Below are 23,116 nucleotides of genomic sequence, written 5' to 3'. Positions count from 1 at the left end.
CCCGTCATGGAACTGACCACTGTCTGGTTCGCGCTCATCGCGACCCTCTGGGCCGGCTACTTCCTGCTGGAGGGCTTCGACTTCGGCGTCGGCATGCTGCTGCCCGTGCTGGCCCGGGACAACCGCGAGCGCCGCCTGCTGATCAACACGATCGGCCCGGTCTGGGACGGTAACGAGGTCTGGCTGCTGGTCGCCGGCGGGGCGACCTTCGCCGCCTTCCCGGAGTGGTACGCCACCCTGTTCTCCGGCTTCTACCTGCCGCTGCTGATCATCCTGGTGGCGCTGATCCTGCGCGGGGTCGCCTTCGAGTACCGCGGCAAGCGCGACGACGACACCTGGCGGCGCCGGTGGGACGCCTGCATCATCGGCGGCAGCCTCGTCCCGGCGATCCTCTGGGGCGTCGCCTTCGCCAACATCGTCCGCGGCGTACGGCTGGACACCGACCACGAGTACATCGGCGGCTTCTTCGAGCTGCTCAACCCGTACGCGCTGCTCGGTGGCCTGACCACGCTGACGCTGTTCCTGCTGCACGGCGCGGTGTTCCTGGCCCTGAAGACCGGCGGCGAGATGCGCGAGCGGGCCGGCCGGCTCGCCGAGCGGCTCTCCCTTCCGGCGATTGTGATCGCCGGCGGCTTCCTGGCCTGGACCGCGTGGACCCACCACGACATCATCGGCTGGCTGATCTTCGCCACGGCGGCGTCCGCCCTGGCCGCGGCGGCGTTCGCCACCCGTCTGCGCCGCGAGGGCTGGGCGTTCCTGGCCACCGGTGCGACGCTGGTCCTCGCCGTGGCCGGGCTGTTCGTGACGCTGTTCCCCGACGTCATGCCGTCCAGCATCAGCGCCGCCAACAGCCTCACCGTCGACAACGCCGCGTCCACGCCGTACACGCTGACGGTGATGACCTGGGTGGCGGTCGCCTTCACCCCGGTCGTGCTGGTCTACCAGGGCTGGACGTACTGGGTGTTCCGCAAGCGGCTCACCATCGACCGGATTCCCGCGTGAAGCCCCTCGACCCGCGGCTGCTGCGGTACGCCCGCAGCACCCGCTCCTACCTCGCCGCCACGGTCGTCCTCGGGGTGCTCCTCGCCGGGTTGATCGTCGCCCAGGCCACCCTGCTGGCGCACGGCATCACCGCCGTGTTCCTCGACGGCGCGGACCTCCACGCGCTGACCCCGACGCTTCTCGCGCTCGCCGCGGTGACAGCCGGCCGGGCGGTCGTCGCCTGGGCACAGGAGGCCACGGCGGCCCGGTCGTCCGCCGCGGTGAAGAGCGAGCTCCGCGGCCGTCTCCTGAGCCACCTCGCCGCCCTCGGGCCCGGCCGGCGACCGGACACCGGTGCGGTCACCGCGCTGATCACCCGCGGGCTCGACGCCCTGGACGCCTACTTCGCCCGGTACCTGCCGCAGCTGGTGCTCGCCGTGCTCGTCCCGGCGGTGGTGCTGGCCCGGCTGCTGCCGGCCGACCTGACCGCCACCGCGACGATCGCGCTCACCCTCCCACTGATCCCGATCTTCATGGCCCTGGTCGGGCTGCACACCGAGGCGGCCAACCGCCGCCAGTTCCGCCTGCTGGCCCGGCTGTCGCACCACTTCCTCGACGTGATCGCCGGCCTCACCACGCTGAAGACCTTCGGCCGGGCCGGCGCCCAGGCGGCCGCGATCCGCCGGATCAGCGCCGAACAGCGCCGGATGACCATGCGTACGCTGCGGGTGGCCTTCCTGTCGTCGCTCGTGCTGGAGCTGCTGGCCACCCTGTCGGTCGCGCTGGTCGCGGTCGGTATCGGCCTGCGCCTGGTCTCGGGCCACCTCGACCTGACCACCGCGCTGATCGTGTTGATCCTGGCACCGGAGGCCTACCTGCCGCTGCGCCAGGTGGGGGCGCACTACCACGCCAGCGCCGAAGGACTGGCAGCCGCGGAGCAGGCCTTCGCCGTCGTCGAGACGCCGGTGCCCGCCACGGGCTCGGCACCCGCACCGACGGGAACGATCGTCTTCGACGACGTGATCGTCCGGTACCGCGACCGTGAAGCGATCCCGCTGTCCGCCGTGATCGAACCCGGCGAGATCGTCGCCCTGACCGGCGCCAGCGGCTGCGGCAAGTCCACGGCGCTCAACGTCCTGCTCGGTTTCGTCGCCCCGCACCGGGGCCGGGTCACGGTCGGTGGCGTCGATCTCGCGACCGTCGGCCCCACAGCCTGGCGATCGACCGTCGCGTGGGTGCCGCAGCGGCCGTACCTCTTCGCCGGCACCGTCCGCGACAACATCGCCCTCGGCCGGCAACCGGCCCCGGATGCCGGACCCGATGTGGTGGCCGCGGCACGCCTCGCGGGCGCGGACTCCTTCATCGCCACGCTGCCGGACGGCTACGACACGGTGCTCGGGGACGACGGCGCAGGCCTGTCGGCCGGACAGCGCCAGCGGATCGCGCTGGCTCGTGCGTTCCTGCGTGATGCACCGGTCGTGCTGCTCGACGAGCCCACCGCGAACCTCGACACGGACACCGCCGGCGAGGTGATGGCCGCGATCCGCAGGCTCGCGCACGGCCGGACAGTGATCATGGCCGCCCACCGTCCGGAGTTGATCGCCCTGGCCGACCGGGTCGTCGACCTGACGGCGCAGCCGGTGGGTGCCCGATGAGCTGGGTCCGCCTGCTGCGCACCACCGCCTCGCCCTCCGCCGGGGGAATCACCCTGGCAGTGCTGGCCGGAACCGCGGCGGCCGGTGCGGCGGTCGGGCTCATGGCGGTCTCCGCCTGGCTCATCTCCCGGGCCGCCCAGCACCCGCCGGTACTGCACCTGATGGTCGCCGTCGTGGCCGTGCGGGCCTTCGGTCTCGGCCGTGGTGTGCTGCGCTATGCCGAACGCCTGGCCGCCCACGACGCCGCGCTGCGGGTCCTGGGCCGGCTGCGGGCACACGTCTTCGCCCGGATCGCCGACCTCGCCCCGGCCGGGCTCGCCGGTTACCGCCGCGCCGACCTCGCCCAGCACCTCTCGGCCGACGTGGACGCCGTGCTGGACATGCTGACCCGGGTGCTGCTGCCGTACGCCGTCGCCACGCTCGTCGGACTGGGCTCGGTGTGGATGATCGGGGAGCTCTCGCCGGCCACCGGCCTGGCACTCGGCTCCGGGCTGTTGCTGGTCGGTCTGGTCGTCCCCGTGCTGCAGAGCCGGGTGGCACGCCACTCCGACGGGCGGCTGGCACCGCTGCGCGCGCAACTCGCCACCGGCACCGTGGATCTGCTGCACGGACTGCCCGATCTGATCGCGTACGGCGCGGCCGGTGCTCGCCTCGACCGGCTCGCCGAGACGGATGCGCTGCTGCGCCGGGCGGAGCAACGCTCCAGCGCGACGGCGGGCGTGTCCGCGGCCGTGGCAGCCCTGGCCACCGGCGTGTGCCTGCTCGTCGGGCTTGCCGCGGGTGCGGTCGCGGTCCGCTCCGGGAACCTGTCCGGCGAGCTTCTCGCGGTCGTCGTGCTGACTCCGCTCGCCGTTCTCGAGACCGCCGCCGGGTTGCCGGCTGCGGCCCAGCGTGGGGCGGCGGCCCGGGTCTCGCTGCGGCGGCTGGCCGACATCGTCGCCACCGCTTCACCCATCACCGTCCCGGAGTCTCCGGTCGACGTCCCGGACGGCCCGCACACTCTGCGGCTGGAGGGTGTCGACGCCGCCTGGTCACCGGGCCGCACGGTGGTGCACGGCGTCGACCTCGAACTGCGGCCCGGGTCTCGGACGGCTCTGGTCGGACCCAGCGGCTGCGGCAAGAGCACCGTCGCGGCTCTGCTGGTCCGGTTCCTCGATCCGGTGGCGGGCAGGGTCACCCTCGACGGCGTCGACCTGCGCCGCATCACCCCCGAACGGGTCCGGCAGATCGTCGGCTGCCTGCCCGAGGACGCCTACCTGTTCGACACCACCATCGCGGCGAACCTGCGCATCGCCCGCCCCGATGCCACCGACGACCAGTTGCGCGACGTTCTGGCCCAGGCTCGGCTCCTGGACTGGGTCGACACCCTGCCGGACGGCCCGGAGACCCTGATCGGCGAGCACGGCCGCGACCTGTCCGGAGGCCAGCGCCGCCGGCTCGCCCTCGCGCGGGCGCTGCTGGCCGGCTTCCAGGTTCTCATCCTGGACGAACCCACCGAACATCTCGACGACGAGACGGCGGCCGCGCTGCTGGAGGACCTGTTCGCGGCCACCGGCGACCGTACCGTCCTGATCATCACGCACCGCACCGACATCGCCGGCCGCGTCGACACCGTGATCGATCTCGGCCGGCACCCGGCACCCGTGCCGACTCGGCCGGTCACTGCCGGGCGGTGCTGACGAACCGGTTGACTTCGGCGCGCAGGACCTCGGCGAGCTGGGCGAGGCCGGTCTGGTCGCCGGTGCTGCCGTCGACGGCATTGGCGATGCCGTCGACGAGGCGGCTCATCTCGCGGATGCTGGCGGTCACGTCCTCCAGCACGCTCACCGCGTCGATTGCGGCCTGCTGCACGGTGTTGACCTGGGCGAGGATCTCCTCGCTCGACCCGCTGGTCTCGGTGGCCAGAGTTTTGACCTCGCTGGCGACCACGCTGAACCCTCGGCCGGACTCTCCGGCGCGGGCTGCTTCGATCGTGGCGTTGAGAGCCAGCAGCCGAGTCTGTGCCGCCACCGCGTTGATCAGGTCGACGGCCTTGCGGATCTGGTCCGACGAACTGCGCAGCCGCGTCACGGTGGTCAGGCCCTGCTCGGCGCTGCCGACCGCGGCCCGGGCGAAGTCGGCCAGCCCGTTGGCCGACGAGCCCATCTCGGTGGCGGCTGTCGCGACCTGCTCGGAAACCGTCAGGACCGCCGACTCCAACTCGTCGGCCAGCGCGAGGCGGGCCTGCGCGGCCTGATCCACCCGCTCGGCGGCTTCGCTCATCTTGCTGCTGGAGTGTGAGATCTGTGATGCCGCGTTTCGATATGATCCGCGCATCCCGCGGGTCAGGAACCGCCGGTGGAACCGGCCCTCGGCGGCCGCTGCCAGCGCCGCGCCGGATTCGCGGACGAACGCGTCGGTGACGTCGAGCAGGCTGTTGACCGCGTCGCGGGCCCTCTCGGCGTTCGGTCCGTCGCCGATCTGCGGCACCCGCTGCTCGAAGTCACCGGCCGCCGCGGATTCGCACACCCGGGCGATCTGCTCCAGCGGGTCCGGTCCCGATGCCGGTTGCCCACCGCGTGCCCGCCGGATCACATCGCGCTCGCATTCGTCAGGTCCCACACGAACTGGTCATAGGTCTGGCCTTGGTCGTCGAGCATCGCCTGCAGCATCGCCCAGGACGCGTCGAGTGCCTCCTTGGCGCCGGTGTGGCGGCGCTCCTCGGCACGCAGCCGGCCGTACAGGTCCTGTGCCGCGGAGACCGCGGCGCGTTCCGGTTTGCGGCGGCTGGAGTGGTAGCCAACCACTTGGCCGTGTGCGTCCAGCGACGGCGTCACGTGGGCCAGCACCCAGTAGTGGGCCCCGTCGGCGGCCAGGTTCACCACGTACGCGAACAGCTCCTGCCGCGCTTTCAAGCTGTCCCACAGCAGCTTGAACACTGCGCGAGGCATCTCCGGATGCCGGATCAGGCTGTGCGGCTGCCCGATCGCCTGGGCTTCGCTGAGCGCCGACACCCGCAGGAAAACCTTGTTGGCGTACGTGAGAACGCCCTTGGTGTCGGTCTTGGTGACGATGATCTCGTCCTCGTCGAACGTGCGCTCGACGCCGGTCGGCACAACGGTCGGCGCTCTCACCGGATCAGGATCACCCGATGAGTGGTCCACGGGGGCCGTTTCCGAAAAACTGGTCGAGGTCGCCAACGAATCGATGAACGACCCTCAGCCGTCGGCCCGCCACGCCGGTGGAGGTGAGCGTCATTGACGCGTCCGGAAGCCGGCCACCATGCCATGCACCCGCAACGCACCGGCCTGAGCGGTATTCGGTTGCAGATCGACGTGCCGGCGACGCTCGTCCTGGACGCCGATCCGCACCGGCCGCTGGTCGCCCTCGACAACCGCTTGACAGCGACTGTCCGACCCCGGCGTGGCCGCGCGCCCGTTGACAGCCCTGCTGCGAAAGGGTGCCAACGGGCGGCTTCTCGGTCGGTTCTGCTTCCTGTGACGCAGCGCGGCGGATCAGCTTCCCGGTACCCCTGTCCGGGAGGGCCGGGTCAGCGGGCCCAATCGGCGAGTTGCGCGGCGATCCGGTGCGCGGGCGGACGCGACGAGCCGGTCCACGCTCGGATGCCAGCGGTGCCCGGCGTCGGAGGGGACGCTCTTGACGATCAGCCCGTCCAGGCGCCGGGCCACCACGACGTCTGCGCTGCCCCGGGCCAGGTAGATGTGCCCTGGGCGAAGGGTCATGATCCGGTCCACTTCGTGCACCGGCAGCCGGCATGTCTCGTCGAGCCTGCGGGCCATTCCCGCGGTGAACGCGGCCGGGATGTGGAGGGCGACGACGACGGGCGCGCCCAGCGAGGCCGGCAACTGCGGCTAGTCCGAGCGTTGTAGCAGAGGTGTATGGCACCAGTGACACTCCGATAGGTTGTCGTGTGCAAGCGGACGTAGACGCTTCGTAGGTCTCGTTGAAGGCGTGCGCTTTGGTCGTACGGGTGTACCGGCGCCTTGCGGGACAGTGGAGACAGGCGCTGGCCGTGGTCATGCCGCTGTAGGTGCGGCGGCGGTCGCGGGTCAGTCCACTGGGGCGTACAGGGCGCGGTAGGTGACGGCGTCGACTTTCTGTGAGCGGGCGGTTACGCGAACCAGGTTCGCCAGTTCCATGAGGTAGTCCGCCATCCTGATGAGCTCGTCTGCGCTGGCAGGGTGTCGCCGGTCCAGCGCCTTGAAGGCGAGGTTGGTGAGTACCGAGGCCGCCTCGGCACCGACGGTGTCGGTGAGAGCGGTGATCATGTTCTTCCTGGCCGACCTGTTGTAGTCGTATCGCGAAGTAGTCATGGGGCTCCCTTGGTTCGTGGGTCGGTGAAGGAATGGGTCGTGCCCGGATCTGGGCGCGTCTGTGTGCGCAGCGTCGGCAGGGTGCCGGTTGCGGTTGGTGGTCGAGGTGCTGAGGGTCAGGTCACGGTCGATGCTGATCCGGCCGAAGTCCACGGCGACGTACCAGACCTCGCCGCCCGGCGCGGAGTCTGCCGGTCGGGTTCGGTCGGCGTCGTTTCGCTGGTACCGAAAGGTCAGGCGTCGCCGGACGTGCTGGGCAGCCGCACCACGAAGGTGGTGCCGGGCCCGGTGTGCTCGGCCAGGGTGATGGTCCCGTGGTGGCGTTCGACGATGGTGCGGGTGATGACCAGGCCGAGACCCGTCCCGGGGATGCGCTTCTCCAAGGCGGTGGAGGCACGGTAGAAGCGACGGAACAGCCGGGGCCGTTCCGCGTGCGGGATGCCGACACCCGTGTCGGCGACAGTCCAGGTGATCGCCTGGCCGGTGAGATCGAGTTCGGCGGTGATGGTGATGATGCCGCCGGCGGGTGTGTACTTGATCGCGTTGGAGAGCAGATTGTCGGCGACCTGCCGCAGCCGGGAGCCGTCGGCGTACAGATCGAGCCGTTCGGGCAGTCGCACGGTCATGGTGAGCTGCTTGGCGGCGGCCGGTGCAGCGGTGGCCCGCACGGCTTCGCCGATGATCGTGCACAGGTCGATGTCGGTCGGGTCCACGGCGAGGTTCCCGGATTCGAGGCTCGCCAGGTCGAGCAGGTCGTCGGCCATCACCGACAAGCGTTGCGAGCTGCGGGCGATGACACCCAGGTACTCGTGTTGCTGCTCGGTGGTGAGCTCGTCGAGTTCGTCGTCGAACAGTGCGACGGTGGTGGCGATCACCGCCAGCGGGTTGCGTAGTTCGTGGGTGACCATGGCGAGGAACTCGTCCTTGGTGCGGGCCAGTTCCACAGTGAGTTCCTCGGCCCGGCGCCGCTCCAGGTACTGCCCGACGTGCGCGGCGAGACCGCTGAGGAGACCCAGCACGGTGCCTTCGGGATCTTCCACCCGGTCGCCGTAGACACACAATGCTCCGAGAGTGTGCCGGCCGGTGGACAGCGGCACACCGACGGCGACGTGGAGCCCGATACCCGCGGCGGCGCCGCTGCGCAGCGACCCCCGGTCCGCACTCAGGTCCGGAATCCATCGTGCGATGCCGTCGGTGCAGACCCGGCCGGGAAGCCCGATGCCCGGTTCCAGTTCGTTGAGCGCAAAGTCACCCAGCCGCCATCCGGGCGCGGTATGGCGCGCCGCGCAGGTCAGCACCTGCCGGTGGTCGTCGACCAGCCACAGCTCGACGACCGGCCAGCCCATCCGCACGCCGAGGGCCTCAACCACCCGGTGCGCGGCGACGCTGCTGGAGGCCGCCTCGGCCAGCCCTAGAGCGATGGCGGCTTCAACGTCGGCGAACCGTGCGGCCCGGCGCGCGTTGGTGACGTCGTGGGCGAAAGCGTGGAACCTCCGCCCACCGGGTTCCTCGGTGACGGTCAAGGTCAGCTCTACAGGGAACTCGTGGCCATCGCGGTGCAGGGCGTTCAGCTGTAACTGCTGTCCCAGGACCCGGCCGGGTCCGCCGGCGGCGAGACGGGCGAGGCCGGAGCGGTGCGCCTGACGGAACCGGGCCGGAATGATCAGGTCGGCGATGTCACGGTCGACGGCCTGCGCGGCGGTGTGGCCGAAGATCCGCTCAGCAGCGGGATTCCAGCCCTGCACCCGGCCGTCGATGTCAATGGCGATATATGCCTGCAACGCCACCGCGAGCACGGCCTGTGCCTGGCCCACCACACCGTCGACGTCGACTTTTTCGCACACGCTCTGTGTCATCACGCACCCCAGGGGCCTCGGCTCGGTGGCCGCGCCATGCCCGGAGGGCGGTAGGTCGACGCTGTCACCCCCCAGCGTACCCCCGCCGTCTGATTGAGGAGCCCTCAACGGACACCCGATCCGACCATCCCGTAACCGCCTGACCAGCACAAACAATGCCTAAGAGGCGGTGTACGCCGAGCTGTCCGGAAAGGGCTGAACGCTGCAGCCCTCAGTGCGGGAAGTCGTCAGCCAACGAAGGGTCAAGCGATGGCGGTGCGCAGCGCGATGGCGATGCCGATGCAGTGGGCGGCGAATGCTGTGATGGTCAGAGCATGGAAGACCTCGTGGAACCCGAACCAGCGCGGGCTCGGGTCGGGCCGTTTGAAGCCGTACACCACGGCGCCGAGGGTGTAGAGAGCGCCGCCGAGGACGAGGAATGTGACGACTGGCGCGCCGCCGGCTCGCCAGAATGCGGGTAGGTAGATCACGGCCACCCATCCGAGGGCGATGTACACCGGCACGTACAGCCAGCGTGGGGCGCCGATCCACAGAACTCGGAAGGCGACGCCGGCCAGCGCGCCGGCCCACACGATCCACAGCAGAGTCCGGGCGTGGCCCGGCGGCAGCAGTAACACGCAGAACGGCGTGTAGGTGCCGGCGATGATGAGGAAGATGTTGGCGTGGTCGAAGCGCCGTAGCACCTTCTCGGCGCGTCCGGTCCAAGCACCGCGGTGGTACAGCGCGCTGACACCGAACAGCAGCGCCGCCGACAAGGTGAACAGCGCTGACGCCAGTCGAGAGCGGGTGTCCGGCGACAGCGCCGTCAACTGCACTCCGACGGCGACCGCGACAGGGAAGGTGCCGGCATGCAGCCAGCCCCGCAGCCGGGGCTTGATGACGGCGCTGAGGTGGTCAAGGCTCTGCTCGACTCGGTCCTCGAGCCGATCCATGCCGGTGTCGAGGACGTTTTCCGGGCGGTCGCCATCCGCTGCCCGCTGGGAACGGTCCATGGTCACGTCACCGGGGTTACCCGATTCAAGGGCGGCAAACGGAGGAAGTTGTCCGCCAGTCGAAGACGCGTGGATCGACACGGGCGCGCTCGTCGGTCACCGGGATGCAGGAGTCCACGCCGATCGACCTGCCCGGCGGAGACCGGCGATTCGGTCGGGGTGTTTCAGCAGTCGCTCGCAGACACGAAGCGGACCCCCGCGAGACGTTCAGCCGGGCTCGGAGTCCGTGGGCAGGGTGAGGCGCAGGCAGGCGCCCGGAAAGAGCGGGTCGTCGCCGGCACGGCTGTCGAAGACGACGTCGCCGCCGGAGCGCCGGGCGAGTAGCCGGGCGATGTGGAGGCCGTCGCCGTGTCCGTCGCCGTGAGTGGTGGTGTCGCGGCGGAAGGCGCGTTCCGGGCGACGGATCTCCTCGGCAAGGCCGGGGCCGCTGTCCCGGACCTCCACGGCCAGTTCACCATCGCCCTCGTCACGGATCGTGACATTGACGCGGCCGGCAGCGTCGACGGCCTCGGCTCCGTTGGTGATCAGCTCGTGCAGGATCACCCGAGCGACCCGATCGTCGACGGCGACCACGGCCGGCGGCCGGGCGTCGACGGTGAGACGGACCTCGGGATACGTGTGCTGGAACTCCTCCTGAAGCTCCTCCAACAGCACGGCGAGATCGTGGTGGCCGTCGTCCGGCGCCTGTTGCGCCAGTTCGACGAGCCGGCCGGCCGGGCGGACCAGGCGGGTTCGGGCCTCCACGACGGCCGGTTCGTCGGTGCGTTCCGTACGGGCCAGGTCGTAGGCGGCCCAGTCCTCGCTGAGCGCGTAGCGGTTGGCAGCCCAGGCGGTCATCGACGGCAGCTGCTCGGCTGCGGCGGCCAGAGCAGCCACGGCGGCACGCATCCGCGGACCAGCGACTCCGCGCAGGGCCAGCAGCACGCCGACGTCCTGCAGCCGCAGCGCTCCGTCGGGCAACTGGTCCACGTAGGGCAGCCGGGCGATCACCGCCATGCCTGCCTCGAGCTCGGTCGCCCACTCCAGGCCGTCGTCGGTCTCCAGCGCCACCGTGCGGACCAGGTCGTCGAGGGTGACCGTCTCGCCGGGCGGCGCGCTGCGCAGTGCCGCCCAGAACGCAGCCCGTCCGACGTCGCTGGTGCGCACCTCATGGAGGACCGCGGTCTCCACCTGCGCGCGAAGCTGCTCGTCGTCGCTCCAGCTCGCCAGCGGGTCGGCCGTCGGCCGGCGCCCGACGGCCCCACCGGGTGCGGCGAGCAGGTCCAGGAAGATGGTCAGGACCCGGGGTGCGTAGCCGGTCTCGAACGTCAGCTTCGCGGTGCGGCTCAGCCCGCCGAGACCGGCCAGGTCGACCAGCCAGCTCAGCGCCGTCCACGGCGACGTGCCCGAGGCCAGCAACCGGGGTAACCGGGCGGGGGAGGCACCGATCGCGTCGAGCGGCCACTGCGGCGCCAGGAAGCGGGCCAAGGTGACGGAGCGCCGAGGCGGGCCGGCCACCAGCCGCAGCAGGTCTCTCGTCTCGAGCACCGCGCAGGTGCGCCGCTCGGTGGTGCCGGGGCGGGTCAGCGCCGGCCCGACGGCGACGGTGAGACCGCTGAGCTCGCTGATTCGTTCGGGCACGGTGGTGGCTCGCGGACCGGCGACGAAGAGCCGGACCGCTGCGTCCGGCCGGAACGGCGCAATCTCCGGGTCGGTGAAGAGGCTGGCGAGTTGTACCAGGTAGCCGTCGCCATCCGGGGCGGGCACGGCCTCCGGCTGCGTCGGCAAGCCGGAGCGCGGCTCCAGCAGCGCGCCCAGCGCGCCGGCGAAGGAGACCGCCGAGTCCCGGCCGCCGGCCTCCAGGCCGTGCAGCGCCGCCAGGAACTGCTCGGTCTCCGGCCCGGACGCCGATTCCCGCCACTCGTAGAACGCCGGAGGGTGTAGGAGGCGCGGGTCGAGGAACCAGGAGAGCACCTCGGCCGGGGCTTGGTCCCAGTCCCATGCCGGTGGCCGTGGCACGGCCACCGGGCCGGGCATCGCCAGGTCGCCGTGCTCGTGTCGCTGCTCGACCTCACGGAGGTAGCCCTCCGCCAGCATCACCTCGACGCTGCGCAGCATGGCGGGGCTGAGTGGGCCCAGTCGGCTCTCCAACTTCACGCGTGCGGTCTGGATCTGCCCGGTCAGGGTCTGCTCCATGTCGGCGAGCCGCTGCTCGGCACTGGGCCAGGACTCTCGGCAGATGTATTCGAGCATCTCCCGTTCGGTCTCGAGCGGTAGGCCGGCGCGGTAGGCCAGCGCCTCCAGCCGCTTGATCCGTTCGACGGCCTCCCGGATGCGGCCGGCGGCACGTTGGTCGAGTTGCTCGCGCAGGGTTGCTCGGCGGCGCGGGTTGAGGTGCGGGCTGCCGTCGAGTACGGCCCGGACCGCTGAGAACTCACCGATGGCCAGCAAGTGGGCGACGGCCGTCTCCTCGTCGCGGCCGGCGACCACGTCGCGCAGGGTCGCGTCGACGAGGGATGCGGTGTCGGGGGGCTCCACGCCGTGCAGAGCGGCGAGGACGCCGGATCGGGAGAAGCGCCCGGGCCAGCCGCGGACCAGGTCGGCCAACTCGGTCATGACGCCTCCTGGATCCAGCGTCGCAGCGGGGTCAGCCGATCCAGCAGTGCCCGGACCGGAAGGTGGTAGGGCGCCGCGATGGTATCGGCGTCGGTGAAGAGTTGGTCCCACTGGGCGTCGACGTAGCGTCCGAGGTCGGTGGCGACACGCAGTTGAGGTATGTCCTCGGAGTGCGGACCTCCGTCGTCGGCGTCGTCGGCGAGGGCACGGGTGGTTCGCACGATGTCCTGAACCGCCTGGAGGAAGGTGACGTGCTTGTGCCACTCGAACGGGTCCTCGTTCGCGGCGGCGACGATGTCGTTCATGTGGGTCTTCACATCCACCGGCAGTGACGTGCGGAGGTCGGCGAACGCCTCTCTGCCCTCGGCCGCGGCGGCTCCGATGTTGTTGAGCAGGCCGTTCCTGCTGAACAGGCCGTCGTGCAGGGCCGTTCCCGCGTCGAAGTTGAATCGGTTCCGTAGTTTGCGCAGCTTGGCGATCTGGGTGCGCAGGTACTGCACGTCGGCGTCAGCCGCTGCGCTGCGGTCGGCGCGGGCCGCAGCGGCTTCCATCGCGGGCAGCGGCAGCGGGCCGACCCGGCGGCCGTGGAAGGCGACCACCTCGTCGGCGAGCCGGCGCCAAGCCGGAGTCAGCGCATCGAGCAGGCCGTACTCCTGCAGCACCTCGACGCCGGCGATGCCGGCGTACAGCAGGATGTCGGCGATCACCCCGGCGGCGCCGGCCGCCTGCGCCGAGCGGTCGGCGTCCAGCAGACAGAGGGCCGACTGCTCCATCAGCGGCCCGAGCGGTCCCACCTCGAGCGCCGCGTCGAGCACCGCGCATTCGCGTAACGGGTCGCCCTGGGGGAGGCGCTGGGCGAGCAGGGCCGCCTCGACGAACTCGCGGCGCTCCCAGGCATCGACCACCAGCCATCGCCGCCACCGGTCGGCACTCGGCAGATCGGCGCCGACGCCGGCATGGACCAGGGCAGCCACGGCGAGTCGGATCTCCCCGTCCGTGTCGTCGTCGGTGCGTGCCGCCGCGTCAGCCCAGATGTCGAGCACGCGCCACGGATCCTCCATGAGGCCCAGCCGGTCGACTACCCGGTTCCCGAACTCGGAACGGTCAGCGGCCGCCCTCGCGTGCAGTAGTGCCGGGCCGGCGGCGATCTCCGGGGAGATGACCTGTTCGGCCGGCGGCTCGTCGATCGGCGGCTCGTCGATGTGCGGCGCGTCGATCGGCGGAGCGCCGAGCAGTTCGCCGATGCGAGCGGAGATCTCCCGGCCCTGCAGGTGCAGGCTGACCTGGCTGATCCGCTGCCCGCCCGCGGCATCACCGAGCGGCGACATGCTGCCGATGATCGTGTCGGTGCTGGTGACCACGGCGCGGCAGCCGGCCCGGCCGTGCTGGACCGAGATGCCGCTGCCGGCGGTGGGCAGACGACTGAACGGGTCGGTAGTGGCCTTGCCGCGGCCGCCGGTGGCCGGCGGATGCAGCAGCAGGGTCCGCGCCCCCGCGGCGTGGCGGGCTCGGATCGTGTCGGCGAGGTCGGCGGTGGCCACCCGCGGGTCGAACCTGTCATCGGCGATGACCAGGCGCTGGTCCGCGGACCGGACCACGCTCCAGAACGCCGAGATGTGCCCACCGTTGTTGATCAGCTGGACCGCCGGGCCGACCCGCTCGGCGCCGGCGGCCGCCTCGGTCAGCGCCGTGTGATACTGCCTCCAGCCGGTCACCCAGACCTCGATCGCGGCCCGGTCGATCACCGCGTCCTCGGCGACCGGCTCCGGCCGGGTGATCGCCGACTCGATCGGCTGACGCTCGTCCATCTCGCCGTCCGGGTCGAACTCATGCCGATGGAGCATGATGCGCCGGCCCTGTCGCCAGTACGGGTAGTGCTGGCGCGCCCAGATCAGTAGGTCGGTGATGGCCGGAACCGGGAGCGGACCCTTCTCACTCGGCTCGACCAGCACACTGAGCGTGGAGCGGCCGATGGCCGAGCCGTCCAGCGGGCTGCGCGAGCCGACCAGGGCACGGACGTTGTCCTGGATGACCACGCAGGCCTGAGTACGGCTGCTGCGCTCGGGCAGCAGGACCACGGCGTTGGGGTCGCGCTGCAGTTCGTTGAGCGCGTTGAGCACCTGCGAGGGCAACTTGTCGTCGGCGCTGCGGCCCCACATCACGACCAGTCGCACGCCACGGCCGATCGCCTCCTTGAGGTGCGGCAGCAGCGCGTGGATCTGCGGGTATTCGAGCATCGGAGCGATGAGCACCAACTGCCGCTGGGCGTTGTCGATCAGGTCGGCGACCGCCCAGTCGTGCCCGGCGTCCGCGGAGACCGGGGTGATGGCGGCGCGGGTACGGTCCAGGTCGGTGATCCGGCTCTGGATCCGGGCGGACATCTCGACCAGCTCGTCATAGCGGGCCCGAGCCAAGGACGGGTCGGCCGCCGCCAGCTGCTTGATCTTGTTGGTCATGTCGTCGAGGAGTTTCGCCAGCCGTTCCGGCTCCTCCAGCTTGCGCGGAGAACGCCCGGTGAGCTGCCGGACGTAGTCCAGTTCCGCGTCGCGTCGGGCCAGGGCGCTGACGTGGTCGCGCAGCCGCCGGCCCGGTTCGCCGTCCCACGTGTGATCCTGCGGGACGATCCAGAGCTGCCCGGTGGCCAGATCGGTGTGCGATTCCACCAGCACATGCAGCCAGCGCACCACCTCGCTGCCGCGAAGCAGCGGGTTGCCGAAGCTCACCGAGCGCACCACCGTCGTGGCGCCGCTTCTACGCTCGCGACGCAGCACGGTCTGCACCGAACGAACCAGCTCCTCGCGCGGGATGTCGGTCTCGGAGAGCCCGGCCACCAGCGGCAGCCGGATCGCGCCCTCGTTCGGGCGACCCAACGCCTGCTTCTCCGGCAGGATGATCCCGGTGGCCGGCTCGAAGAGGAAGTTGCGCCGTTTGGAGACGCCGGGCAGGTCCAGCGTCGGGGTGGCGCCCTGGCTCGACACCAGCCGCTCCCGGGCCGCCTCCGAGACCTCGATGGTGCCGATGTACGGGTCGATGGTGATCAGGCCGGTGGTCCACAGACCACCGACGACGTCGACGATGACCCGTTCGGGCACGGCGAAGAACTTCGCGAGACGCTCGGAGGTGTTGACGCCGAGCAACACGGCCCGAGCGACGAAACCCTCCAGGGTGCTCAGCCCGTCCGCTCCGGCGACGACGATCTCCAGGGTCAGCACCCGGCACGGAACGGCGAGCTCGATCAGGTCGGTCATCGCGACGCCTCTCCCACATCCAGGTCGGCGGCCGGGATCCGTACGCCGTAGCGGAGGATGACCTTCGTCAGGGTGGTCCAGTTGTCCCCGCCGTGCATCGCGAAGTGCGCGAAGTCGCCGACCAACACCAGCAGCCGTCGCGCCCGGGAGAGCAGCACGTTCGCTACCTCGTCCTGCCCGACGTGGCCCACGTTGCGCCGTGGGCCACCCGGCACATGGGTGGAGCGGACCAGCGACACGATCACCCGGTCGGCTTCGTGACCCTGGAACGAGTGGACGGTGTGCACCCGGCCGGCGAGATTCACCCGCCGTTCGAGCCGGCGGACCTGTGCCCGGTACGGCGTGAGCACCACCAGGCCGTCGTCCTCGTCGGCGCGGCCGGTCGCGGCGGGCGTCGGTTGCGGGTGCATGGCGGACACCAGCCGCTCGATCAGGTCGACCTCCCCCTCGTTGCGCCAGGTCGGCTGGTCGACGCAACCGGGGTAGCCGACAGTGTCGACCCAGACCAGCGCCCTTCCGGCGAGTGCGGCGGGCCGGGTCACACCGTGGTCCTTCAGCGTCGTCTGCAGATCCGACTCCAGGAAGCTGACCGGCAGGTCGTCCTCGTAGACCAACGGCTCTGCGCGGTAGAACTGCCGGCGCACCGGTTCGGCGATGTCCGGGTGCATGCGGTACTGCTGACGCAGCCGGCCCACCGCGTAGGTCCGCAGCCGGTGCCCCGGCTGAGGTGTGCCGGGCGTATCTGACGTCTCGGTGTCACCGGGGGCGTCGGTGAAGGTCGACTCGAAGAGATTCAGCGCTCGCAGCCGTTCGGCCCGGGACTCGTAGTGAGTGCGTACCTCGACGTTGACATCGCTTTCGAGCCCGTCGAGGAATTCGGCGACCTCCTCGCCGCGGTGCGCGCCGAGCTGCCGATGATCGCCGATCAGCGTCCACCGCGGAGCCAGCACCAGCGGCACGATCAGCTCGGTCGGCCACGCCTTCGCCGCCTCCTCGACGATCACCCAATCGAAGGACTCGTCAAGCCGGAACGAGCCGTCGAAGATGGTCGCCGCCTGCGAACAGGTCGCCAGCACCACGCTGGCGCCGGTCCACAGCCGCTCGCCGAGCTCGACCTGGTTGTCTTGGACCCTGCCCAGCCACTCCCGGGCCAGCGCCCGCCGCGCCTCGCGGACCTGCGCGTCCACGACCGCGTCGCCGGTCTCGTCGACCTCCTCGTCGTGACCCGGGCGGTTCACACGCCGATCGATCGTATCGATGATCTCTGCGGTGAGTCGGGTGCTGATCGGCCCGATGGTGTACGGCTGGATGCTCTCGGCCACACTGCGTGTCTCCCGGTTGTCCGGGGCGATCCGTAGCACGATGGTGTCCTTCGGCAGCACCTTGATCAGCCGTTCGCCGAGGTTGTCCAGGGCGAAGTTGGACTGCGCGCTGACCAGCACCCGGCCCGCCCGTTCGACCTCCAGGAACCGGGTGACCGCCTCCGATGCCGCCTTGGTCTTACCGCTGCCCGGCGGGCCCTGCAGGACGTAGATCGGCTGCAACGACAGCATGTCGCGGATGATCTCGGGGGCGTTGCCACGCAGGTCGTCGCGGGGCTCGATGTTCCACTGCCGGCGGCCGATGTCGTGCGAGATCGGGTTACGCAGGCCACGCACCAGCGACATCTGCCGTTGCAGCACCTGCCGGGCCCGCAGCTGGCGTTGCAGTTGGGGGCGGGAGCCGGAGTCGTCGCCGGGACGGATCCAGCCGCTCGGCGGGGCGGCTCCGCGTACCATCTGGACCTCGATGGTCTCCTCGTCGATCCGCCGCAGGTACTGCGCCTCGATCGTGCTGCGCCGGCCGAACGACGGCAGGTCCAGGCGCGGGTCGATCTCCAGCATCACCACCGTGGACTCCTTGGCGACATCGGCGTCGACCACCCGGAGTCACGTTCCAGGGTGTCGAAGAAGTCACCCAGCGGCGGCCGCCGTCCCGAGCGGGCGTCGGCGTAGACGGTCAGCAGGGCGGACCGGTGCCGCCACGCAGCGTCCCGGTCCGCGTCGTACTGCAGCCGCAACGTGCCGGTCTCCGACGGCTCGTCGACCTGGGAGAACGGGTAGGTCCGTGCCTCCAGGGCGACCCGCTGGTAGTCCAGCAGGAAGTCCAGCGACTGCAGGGTCTTCTCAGCCTCCGGGTCACGAACCCGGGTGGAACGAACCGACTCGGTGAGTTTCTCCCACGAGGGGCGGCCGGTCAGCCGGTGATCGACCCGGTCGCCCTCCCGGAACGGGAAGAGCTCGATCGGGGGCAGCCGACGGCGCGGGAACGACTCGGCGAGCTCCCGGGCGTACTCGTTGTCGCGCAGCCACTTGATCAGCAGCACCTCGGTGACGATCCGGGTGCCCGGCCGGGCGAAGATCCGCAGATACGAGCAGAACCAGATCGCCTTCTCACCGGCAAGCAGCCACTCGGCCTCACGGAGCCGGTCCTCCTTGCCCGTCGCGTACCCGGAAGCGCCGGTGATCGAGTGGGCCAGGAAGCCCCGACTGAGCTCGCGCTCGAAGAACTCCTTGAGCTCGGCACGCCCGGCCGGGTCCTCGGGGCTCCGCGAGATCCAGTTACGCTGCCGGTAGACCGTCTCGACCGAGTCGTCGGGCATGAAGGCCACCAGGTACGGCTTCGCCGTCGGCTCCTCCCACTCGGTGTGGATGGTTTCCCAGCCGTACTCCAGCCGGGTGGCCGCCTCGAAGACCGTGCCACGGTCGTCGGGCCGGGGCTTGAGCATCCGGCCCAGCAGATTCCGGAGCTCGACCGGCAGCTCGGCGCCCTCGTGCAGGTGGGTGCGCATGGCGCGGTTCAGTTCCATCAGCGCGGTCGGCAGTTCCTCGTCACCGGCCGCGACGACCGCGTCGAGGCGGGCGGGGAGCACATCGGCCAGGGCGCCGCAGAACAGCTCCCAACCGAAGACGCCCAGCCCGTACAGGTCGGTGCCCTCCCAGTCGCGGCGGCTGCGGCCGCGCGCGTCGAAGAGATACTGGTGCATCTCGGGCGCGATGTAGGCGAAGTGCCGCGCCCCGGCGATGCGGTTGGCCGCGGCGTCCTCCGGCGCGTCGGAGAGGAACGCCGGATCGGGATGCAGATAGAGGGCCCGAATCACCTGACGGACCTCGTCGGGGTTGCCTCCGGCGACCCGCCGGACGATGTTGCTGATGAAGCTGCTCATCTCGAACCGGCTCAGCGACAGGCCCGTCACGTCGTCGTCGCGGGTCGTCATCCGGATCGCGCCGGGCAGCAGACCCCGGTGCAGGATGCGCAGGTCGTGCAACTCCTTGAGGGCGTCGACCAGCATGCTGAAGCGCTCCAGGGCGGTAATCGGGTCGCGTTTGGCCCAGCGGGCCACGAACTGCGGGTCGACCGGCTCGCCCTGTGTCTTGGTGAGAGTGAACGCCACGTCACGGGCCTGGACGAAGGTGGCCGCCTCGACCTTCGGCAGTCCCGGATGCTCGAGCGGACGGGTCCGGACCAGGGTGCGCGCCGACCGTTCCCACAACTCGCCACTGAACCCGTGCACCTGGTCGAACAGGGTCAGCTCGAAGCGCTGGAACTGGTCGGCGACGAGCAGCACCTCGGCGCGGGCCAGGACGCCGGGGATCGGCACCACCGGGTCGCCGACCAGCTCGTAGCCGGTGAACTCGGCGTCCGGATGGACGAAGAGGTCCTCGATACGCCGCCGGTAGTACTCGATCTCGCCGTCAGGCATCATCGTCGTCGCCCTTTCTGCCAGCGGTGAACCACAGTGGGTCGAGCCGGATCACGAGGGTGCCGTCGTCAGCGGTGACGGTGATCTCCTCAGGGCCGGCGGCCAGCGCCCGCACCGGCGTGCCGAGCGGGAGAGTATGCGCGAGCCCGTCGGCGTCCCAGATCCTCACCGTGCCGTCCAGACCTCCGCTGATCAACAACGGGCCGAGGACGACCAGTGCGGACGCGGGGCGGGTGTGGCCGGTCAAACGGCGCCGGACCGTCCACTCGTCGGCGCTCTCCTCGACTATCGCGACCGTGCCGTCCGGCGCTGCGACGGCAGCCAGAGCCGGACCGTCGTCGCCGTTACGGGGCAGCGTCACCGCGGCCCGCGCCCGACCGGGCAGCGCGACCGGTTTGGGCGGCCGGCCGAGGAACGTCCGCCCCGGCACTGTGGTCATCCACGGCGCGCCCTCCGGCTGGTGCGGGGCCGCGGCGGGCGGCGAGGCGCCCGCGTCGCCCCGACGCTCGGTCTTCCGTGCCGCGGCGAGTAACCGGGCCGGGTCCCAGATCCGAACCGACCCGTCGTCACCCGCCGTCGCCAGCCGGTCGCGTGCCGCGCCGGCAGACGCCTCGAACATCACCATCCGCCGCACCGGCCCGTCGTGAACCGCAACCGGCTCGCCCCACACACCCCCGGTGTGCGGCTCCACGAGAAGCAGGCGGCCATTCTCGTCACCCGCGACCACGAACACCGCGCCGCCCGGTACGGCACAGGTGACCAGCGTCGTCACCCGGCAGCCGAGCTCGAGCGCACCGCCAAGCGTCTGCCCGGAGGCCACATCCCAGCGGCGTACGGCTCCCGCGTCGTCGGCAGTGACCAGCAGGACCGGTGCGCCGGGCAGGGCGACCACCGCCATCGCCCGCACGGGCCGGGTATGCCCGTCGGCGAAGCGCCGCACCAGTCGCCGCGACCGCGGGTTCCAGAGCCGCACGATGCGATCGTGGCCGGCGGTGGCCACCAGCGGTCCCTCGGGGGCGGGCACCGCGACGACCGCGTGCACCGCTCCGGTGTGGCCGGTCAACGCGGCGCCGTCAGTCCGGCCGGTCACCGGATCCCAGAGGCGCACCGCACCGTCGATGTCACCGGCGACCACCACCGGGGTGGACGCGGAGACGTCCAGGCCGATCAGGGTACGGACCCGGGCCGACCCGGCCAGGCGGACGTCGGGAGCATGGCCGGCGAGGTCACGGACGAGCACCGGATCGCCGTCGCGGGCAAGCAACAGCGTGACGCCGCCCGGGCGCTCCAGCGCGGCCAGGTCGAACACGCGCCCGCCGGTCGGGTCGAGCCCGGTGGTCTCCTCGCCGGTGGCCGGATCCCAGACACGCACCGAACCGTCGTCGGTGCCCGCAGCGAGCACCGGCGAGTCGTCCACACCGGGCAGGGCGGCCAGCGCAGCGATCCCGCGGCCACCCGCGGCGAGTGTGAGGTCCGGCGGATCGAGGTGGATCCGAGCCGAGACCGGCCACCACGCGACGCCGGGTCCGGGCCGTTCCGCGGCCGACTGCGCCGAGGTCCACGCGCCGGTGATCCGGGCGGTGCCCAGCCGGCGCAGTCCGGTCCGGTCGGCCGGCGTGGCGGCGAGCGCGAGATGGCTGGTCACCACCGTACCGAGGACCGCCGCCGGAAGCGCGCCGAAGCGGCCCGGATCGGTCATCACCCCGGCGACCACCGTGCCGACCTCCACCTGGTCCAGCACCTCGGTACGGGCGGCGAGGGCGGCCCAGCCCTCGGCTCCCGCGGCGGCCGCGTGCTCGGCGAGGTGCCGGCGCAGATACGGATGCAGCGGGGTACGCGCCACTCGCAGCAGAGCCCGCGTGATCGCCGGCTCCGCCGGTCCGCTCAACAGCGGGGCGCGGAAACTCTGGTGGGCCAGGCGGTAGACGCTGCGCCCGTCCGCGCCGTCGAGCAGGACGTACGGGCCGGCAACGGCGAGCACCTCGTCGAGGTCCTGCTCGCTGAGGAGGCCGTCGCCGCCGCCGGCGAGTGCTTCGGCCACCGCGATCCACAGTGGCTCATCCCGGGGCAGGCCGAGGCCACGACTGTACGCGAGCGCCCGTAGGAACGGCTCGACCCGCACGGTGGCGCTCATCCGGCGCAGCGCCGCCTGGAACAGCTCGCCCGGATCCAGGCGGATCAAGTCACGCAGTCGGGTCCGGCCCGCGCCACTGAGCAGTCCGGGGTCCGCGAGGATCTCCCGGACCACGAGCCGGGCGTGCAGAAAGGGTTGAGGCGTGCGGCCGACCCGGTGCCGGCGCGCGATCCGACGGGCCGCCGCGGTCACCTCATCGTCGGCCGGGTCGTCGCGAGGCCCGTCGGCGGCGGTGAGCCGACGCACCACGTACTCCTTGATCGCGGCGGCGTCGCCGTCCCGGGCCACCTCGGCGACGGTCACGTGCGGGGTCCGGTCGATCGGCCACGCCCGAGCGGCGACCACGATGCGTACCCCGGGGACCTCGCCGACCCGGCGCAGCGCCTCGGCGATCGGCCCCGGCTCCGCGGCCTCGTCGAGCCCGTCGGCGAAGACCGTCAGCACGGCGCCGGCCGACCGGGCCCGCAGCCCGTCGACGAGCGCGTCGACCAGCCGGTCCGTGGTCGCGGCCGCCGGTGGCGCGGCGATGCCCGCGGCGGCGGCGAGAGCCCGTAGCACCTCGGGAAGGGTGGCACCGGTGAGCGGCAGAGACCCGTCGACCGGCGGCAGCCCGGCCGCCTCCGGCCAGTCGGCACCGGCCCGGCCGAGCCGGCCCAGGGCTGCACGGACCTCCGGATGGGCGTGCAGCCAAACGTTGCCCAGGATGGCCGACTTGCCGCAACCGCTGGCGCCGGTGAGTGCGTAGACGCCGTGGGCGGCGTCGGTGAACCAGGCCAGAATGGCGGCGCGATCGGCGTGGCGGCCGCAGAAATACCAGCCGAACTCGCCGACGGCCACACCGAGACCGGGCCGGGCGAAACCGACGTCGCTTTCGGCAGGCAGGTCCGCGAGGGCGGCACGCAGTTCGTAATACACGTCGACCGGGGTGGTCAGCGGGCCGATGCTGCGCACCGGCAGGAACGAGCCCTCGCGCCCACGCAGCGAGCCGCGGTGCAGCCGCCAGCCCTGATCCTCCACCTCCCGGGTCAGGCTGTCGACGAGGTCGTGCAGGCCGAACGCGGCGTCGTTGCTGGTCGGCCGGGACAGCACACGGTCGAGGACAGCGCGGAAGCCACCCGTGTACCCGTCGCCCTGATCAGGGCCGGCAGCGACCAGCACCAGGCCGGCAGTGGCGTCGTGGCGTTCGAGGTGTTCCCAGACCCGCCGGGCGAACAGCCCGGCACCGCAGGCCTGGACCACCACGATCCGCCAGTACGGCTCCGGGCGGGCCGGGCGCAGGTACTCGGCGAACTGCTCGGGCTTCAGCGCGACGTCCTCCTCGGCTCCGGGCACGAACAGGTGGGTGTCCCGGCCGTTGGAGAACCCGTGTCCGGCCCAGAACAGCACCGAACTGCGCGGCGGCTCCGGATCGGCCCACTGCTCCAGTCGTTTGACCACCTCGCCGATCTCCCGCGCGGCCGCGTCGACGGACCACCCGACCGGCCGGCCACCGACCGGACCGAGACGGCCGAGCACCGCGGCCGCGTCCAGATCGCACGGCACCGGATCGAGGCTGCGATACCGCGGCAGGTCGATAGCGGTCACGTCGAAGGTGTGCACC

Annotated in this window: 14 protein-coding genes; 3 read left to right on the top strand and 11 right to left on the bottom strand. The window is 71.5% G+C overall.

Going from position 1 to position 23,116, the window contains the following annotated elements; translation table 11 throughout:
* Nucleotides 1-6 precede the first annotated feature (6 nt).
* From cydB to cydC, 3 genes are read left to right on the top strand one after another with little or no spacing between them, the layout of a single operon-like run.
* Entirely contained in the window at nt 7-1,002 is a 996-nt protein-coding gene (gene cydB, locus ACQPZW_RS25740) for a cytochrome d ubiquinol oxidase subunit II (protein WP_433788584.1), read from the top strand.
* Complete coding sequence (gene cydD / locus ACQPZW_RS25735; RefSeq protein ID WP_433788583.1) at nt 999-2,636, top strand: thiol reductant ABC exporter subunit CydD; 1,638 nt, start codon at nt 999-1,001, stop codon at nt 2,634-2,636. The genes cydB and cydD overlap by 4 nt, the downstream gene beginning before the upstream one ends.
* Complete coding sequence (cydC, locus tag ACQPZW_RS25730) at nt 2,633-4,315, top strand: thiol reductant ABC exporter subunit CydC (protein ID WP_433788582.1); 1,683 nt, start codon at nt 2,633-2,635, stop codon at nt 4,313-4,315. The genes cydD and cydC overlap by 4 nt, the downstream gene beginning before the upstream one ends.
* Here cydC and ACQPZW_RS25725 read toward each other — a convergent pair.
* The 11 genes from ACQPZW_RS25725 to ACQPZW_RS25675 all read right to left on the bottom strand — a co-directional run bounded on the left by ACQPZW_RS25725 (nt 4,296) and on the right by ACQPZW_RS25675 (nt 23,115).
* Nucleotides 4,296-5,237, bottom strand: coding sequence for a methyl-accepting chemotaxis protein (locus tag ACQPZW_RS25725; RefSeq protein WP_433788581.1), 942 nt, complete (start codon nt 5,235-5,237; stop codon nt 4,296-4,298). The two genes, cydC and ACQPZW_RS25725, sit on opposite strands and share 20 nt — an antisense overlap.
* Complete coding sequence (locus ACQPZW_RS25720; protein WP_433788580.1) at nt 5,207-5,749, bottom strand: PAS domain-containing protein; 543 nt, start codon at nt 5,747-5,749, stop codon at nt 5,207-5,209. The genes ACQPZW_RS25725 and ACQPZW_RS25720 overlap by 31 nt, the downstream gene beginning before the upstream one ends.
* 381 nt (nt 5,750-6,130) lie before the next feature.
* Nucleotides 6,131-6,481 (bottom strand): chemotaxis protein CheB, encoded by a 351-nt coding sequence (locus ACQPZW_RS25715; RefSeq protein WP_433788579.1) that lies wholly within the window; start codon nt 6,479-6,481, stop codon nt 6,131-6,133.
* A 204-nt stretch (nt 6,482-6,685) separates the two neighbouring features.
* The gene (locus ACQPZW_RS25710) at nt 6,686-6,949 is read right to left on the bottom strand and encodes a hypothetical protein (protein WP_433788578.1); all 264 of its coding nucleotides are present in this window, start codon (nt 6,947-6,949) and stop codon (nt 6,686-6,688) included.
* Nucleotides 6,950-7,182: 233 nt separating this feature from the next.
* Entirely contained in the window at nt 7,183-8,793 is a 1,611-nt protein-coding gene (locus tag ACQPZW_RS25705) for an ATP-binding protein (protein ID WP_433788577.1), read from the bottom strand.
* Nucleotides 8,794-9,047: 254 nt separating this feature from the next.
* The gene (trhA, locus tag ACQPZW_RS25700) at nt 9,048-9,737 is read right to left on the bottom strand and encodes a PAQR family membrane homeostasis protein TrhA (protein ID WP_433797625.1); all 690 of its coding nucleotides are present in this window, start codon (nt 9,735-9,737) and stop codon (nt 9,048-9,050) included.
* 267 nt (nt 9,738-10,004) lie between these two features.
* On the bottom strand, nt 10,005-12,392 hold the full coding sequence (locus ACQPZW_RS25695) for a sensor histidine kinase (RefSeq protein WP_433788576.1): 2,388 nt from the start codon (nt 12,390-12,392) through the stop codon (nt 10,005-10,007).
* Nucleotides 12,389-15,640 (bottom strand): hypothetical protein, encoded by a 3,252-nt coding sequence (locus ACQPZW_RS25690; RefSeq protein ID WP_433788575.1) that lies wholly within the window; start codon nt 15,638-15,640, stop codon nt 12,389-12,391. The genes ACQPZW_RS25695 and ACQPZW_RS25690 overlap by 4 nt, the downstream gene beginning before the upstream one ends.
* Nucleotides 15,637-17,562, bottom strand: coding sequence for a DEAD/DEAH box helicase (locus ACQPZW_RS25685; RefSeq protein ID WP_433788574.1), 1,926 nt, complete (start codon nt 17,560-17,562; stop codon nt 15,637-15,639). Before ACQPZW_RS25685 ends, ACQPZW_RS25690 begins: the two co-directional genes overlap by 4 nt.
* Nucleotides 17,523-19,385 carry a hypothetical protein gene (locus ACQPZW_RS25680; protein ID WP_433788573.1) on the bottom strand — a complete coding sequence of 621 codons (1,863 nt, stop codon included), beginning with the start codon at nt 19,383-19,385 and terminating at the stop codon, nt 17,523-17,525. The genes ACQPZW_RS25685 and ACQPZW_RS25680 overlap by 40 nt, the downstream gene beginning before the upstream one ends.
* Nucleotides 19,375-23,115: a hypothetical protein gene (locus ACQPZW_RS25675; protein WP_433788572.1), complete on the bottom strand. Its 3,741-nt coding sequence runs from the start codon at nt 23,113-23,115 to the stop codon at nt 19,375-19,377. The genes ACQPZW_RS25680 and ACQPZW_RS25675 overlap by 11 nt, the downstream gene beginning before the upstream one ends.
* Nucleotide 23,116: the final 1 nt, after the last annotated feature.

The organism is Actinoplanes sp. CA-252034 (genome assembly GCF_050956125.1).
Taxonomy (GTDB): Bacteria; Actinomycetota; Actinomycetes; order Mycobacteriales; family Micromonosporaceae; genus Actinoplanes.
This window is presented reverse-complemented; position numbering and strand designations above follow the sequence as displayed.

Coding starts and splice junctions, on each gene's coding strand:
- ACQPZW_RS25695 (WP_433788576.1), bottom strand. CDS start 12,392: ATGACCGAGTTGGCCGACCTGGTCCGCGGCTGGCCCGGGCGCTTCTCC.
- ACQPZW_RS25690 (WP_433788575.1), bottom strand. CDS start 15,640: ATGACCGACCTGATCGAGCTCGCCGTTCCGTGCCGGGTGCTGACCCTG.
- ACQPZW_RS25680 (WP_433788573.1), bottom strand. CDS start 19,385: ATGATGCCTGACGGCGAGATCGAGTACTACCGGCGGCGTATCGAGGAC.
- cydB (WP_433788584.1), top strand. CDS start 7: ATGGAACTGACCACTGTCTGGTTCGCGCTCATCGCGACCCTCTGGGCC.
- ACQPZW_RS25710 (WP_433788578.1), bottom strand. CDS start 6,949: ATGACTACTTCGCGATACGACTACAACAGGTCGGCCAGGAAGAACATG.
- cydC (WP_433788582.1), top strand. CDS start 2,633: ATGAGCTGGGTCCGCCTGCTGCGCACCACCGCCTCGCCCTCCGCCGGG.
- trhA (WP_433797625.1), bottom strand. CDS start 9,737: ATGGATCGGCTCGAGGACCGAGTCGAGCAGAGCCTTGACCACCTCAGC.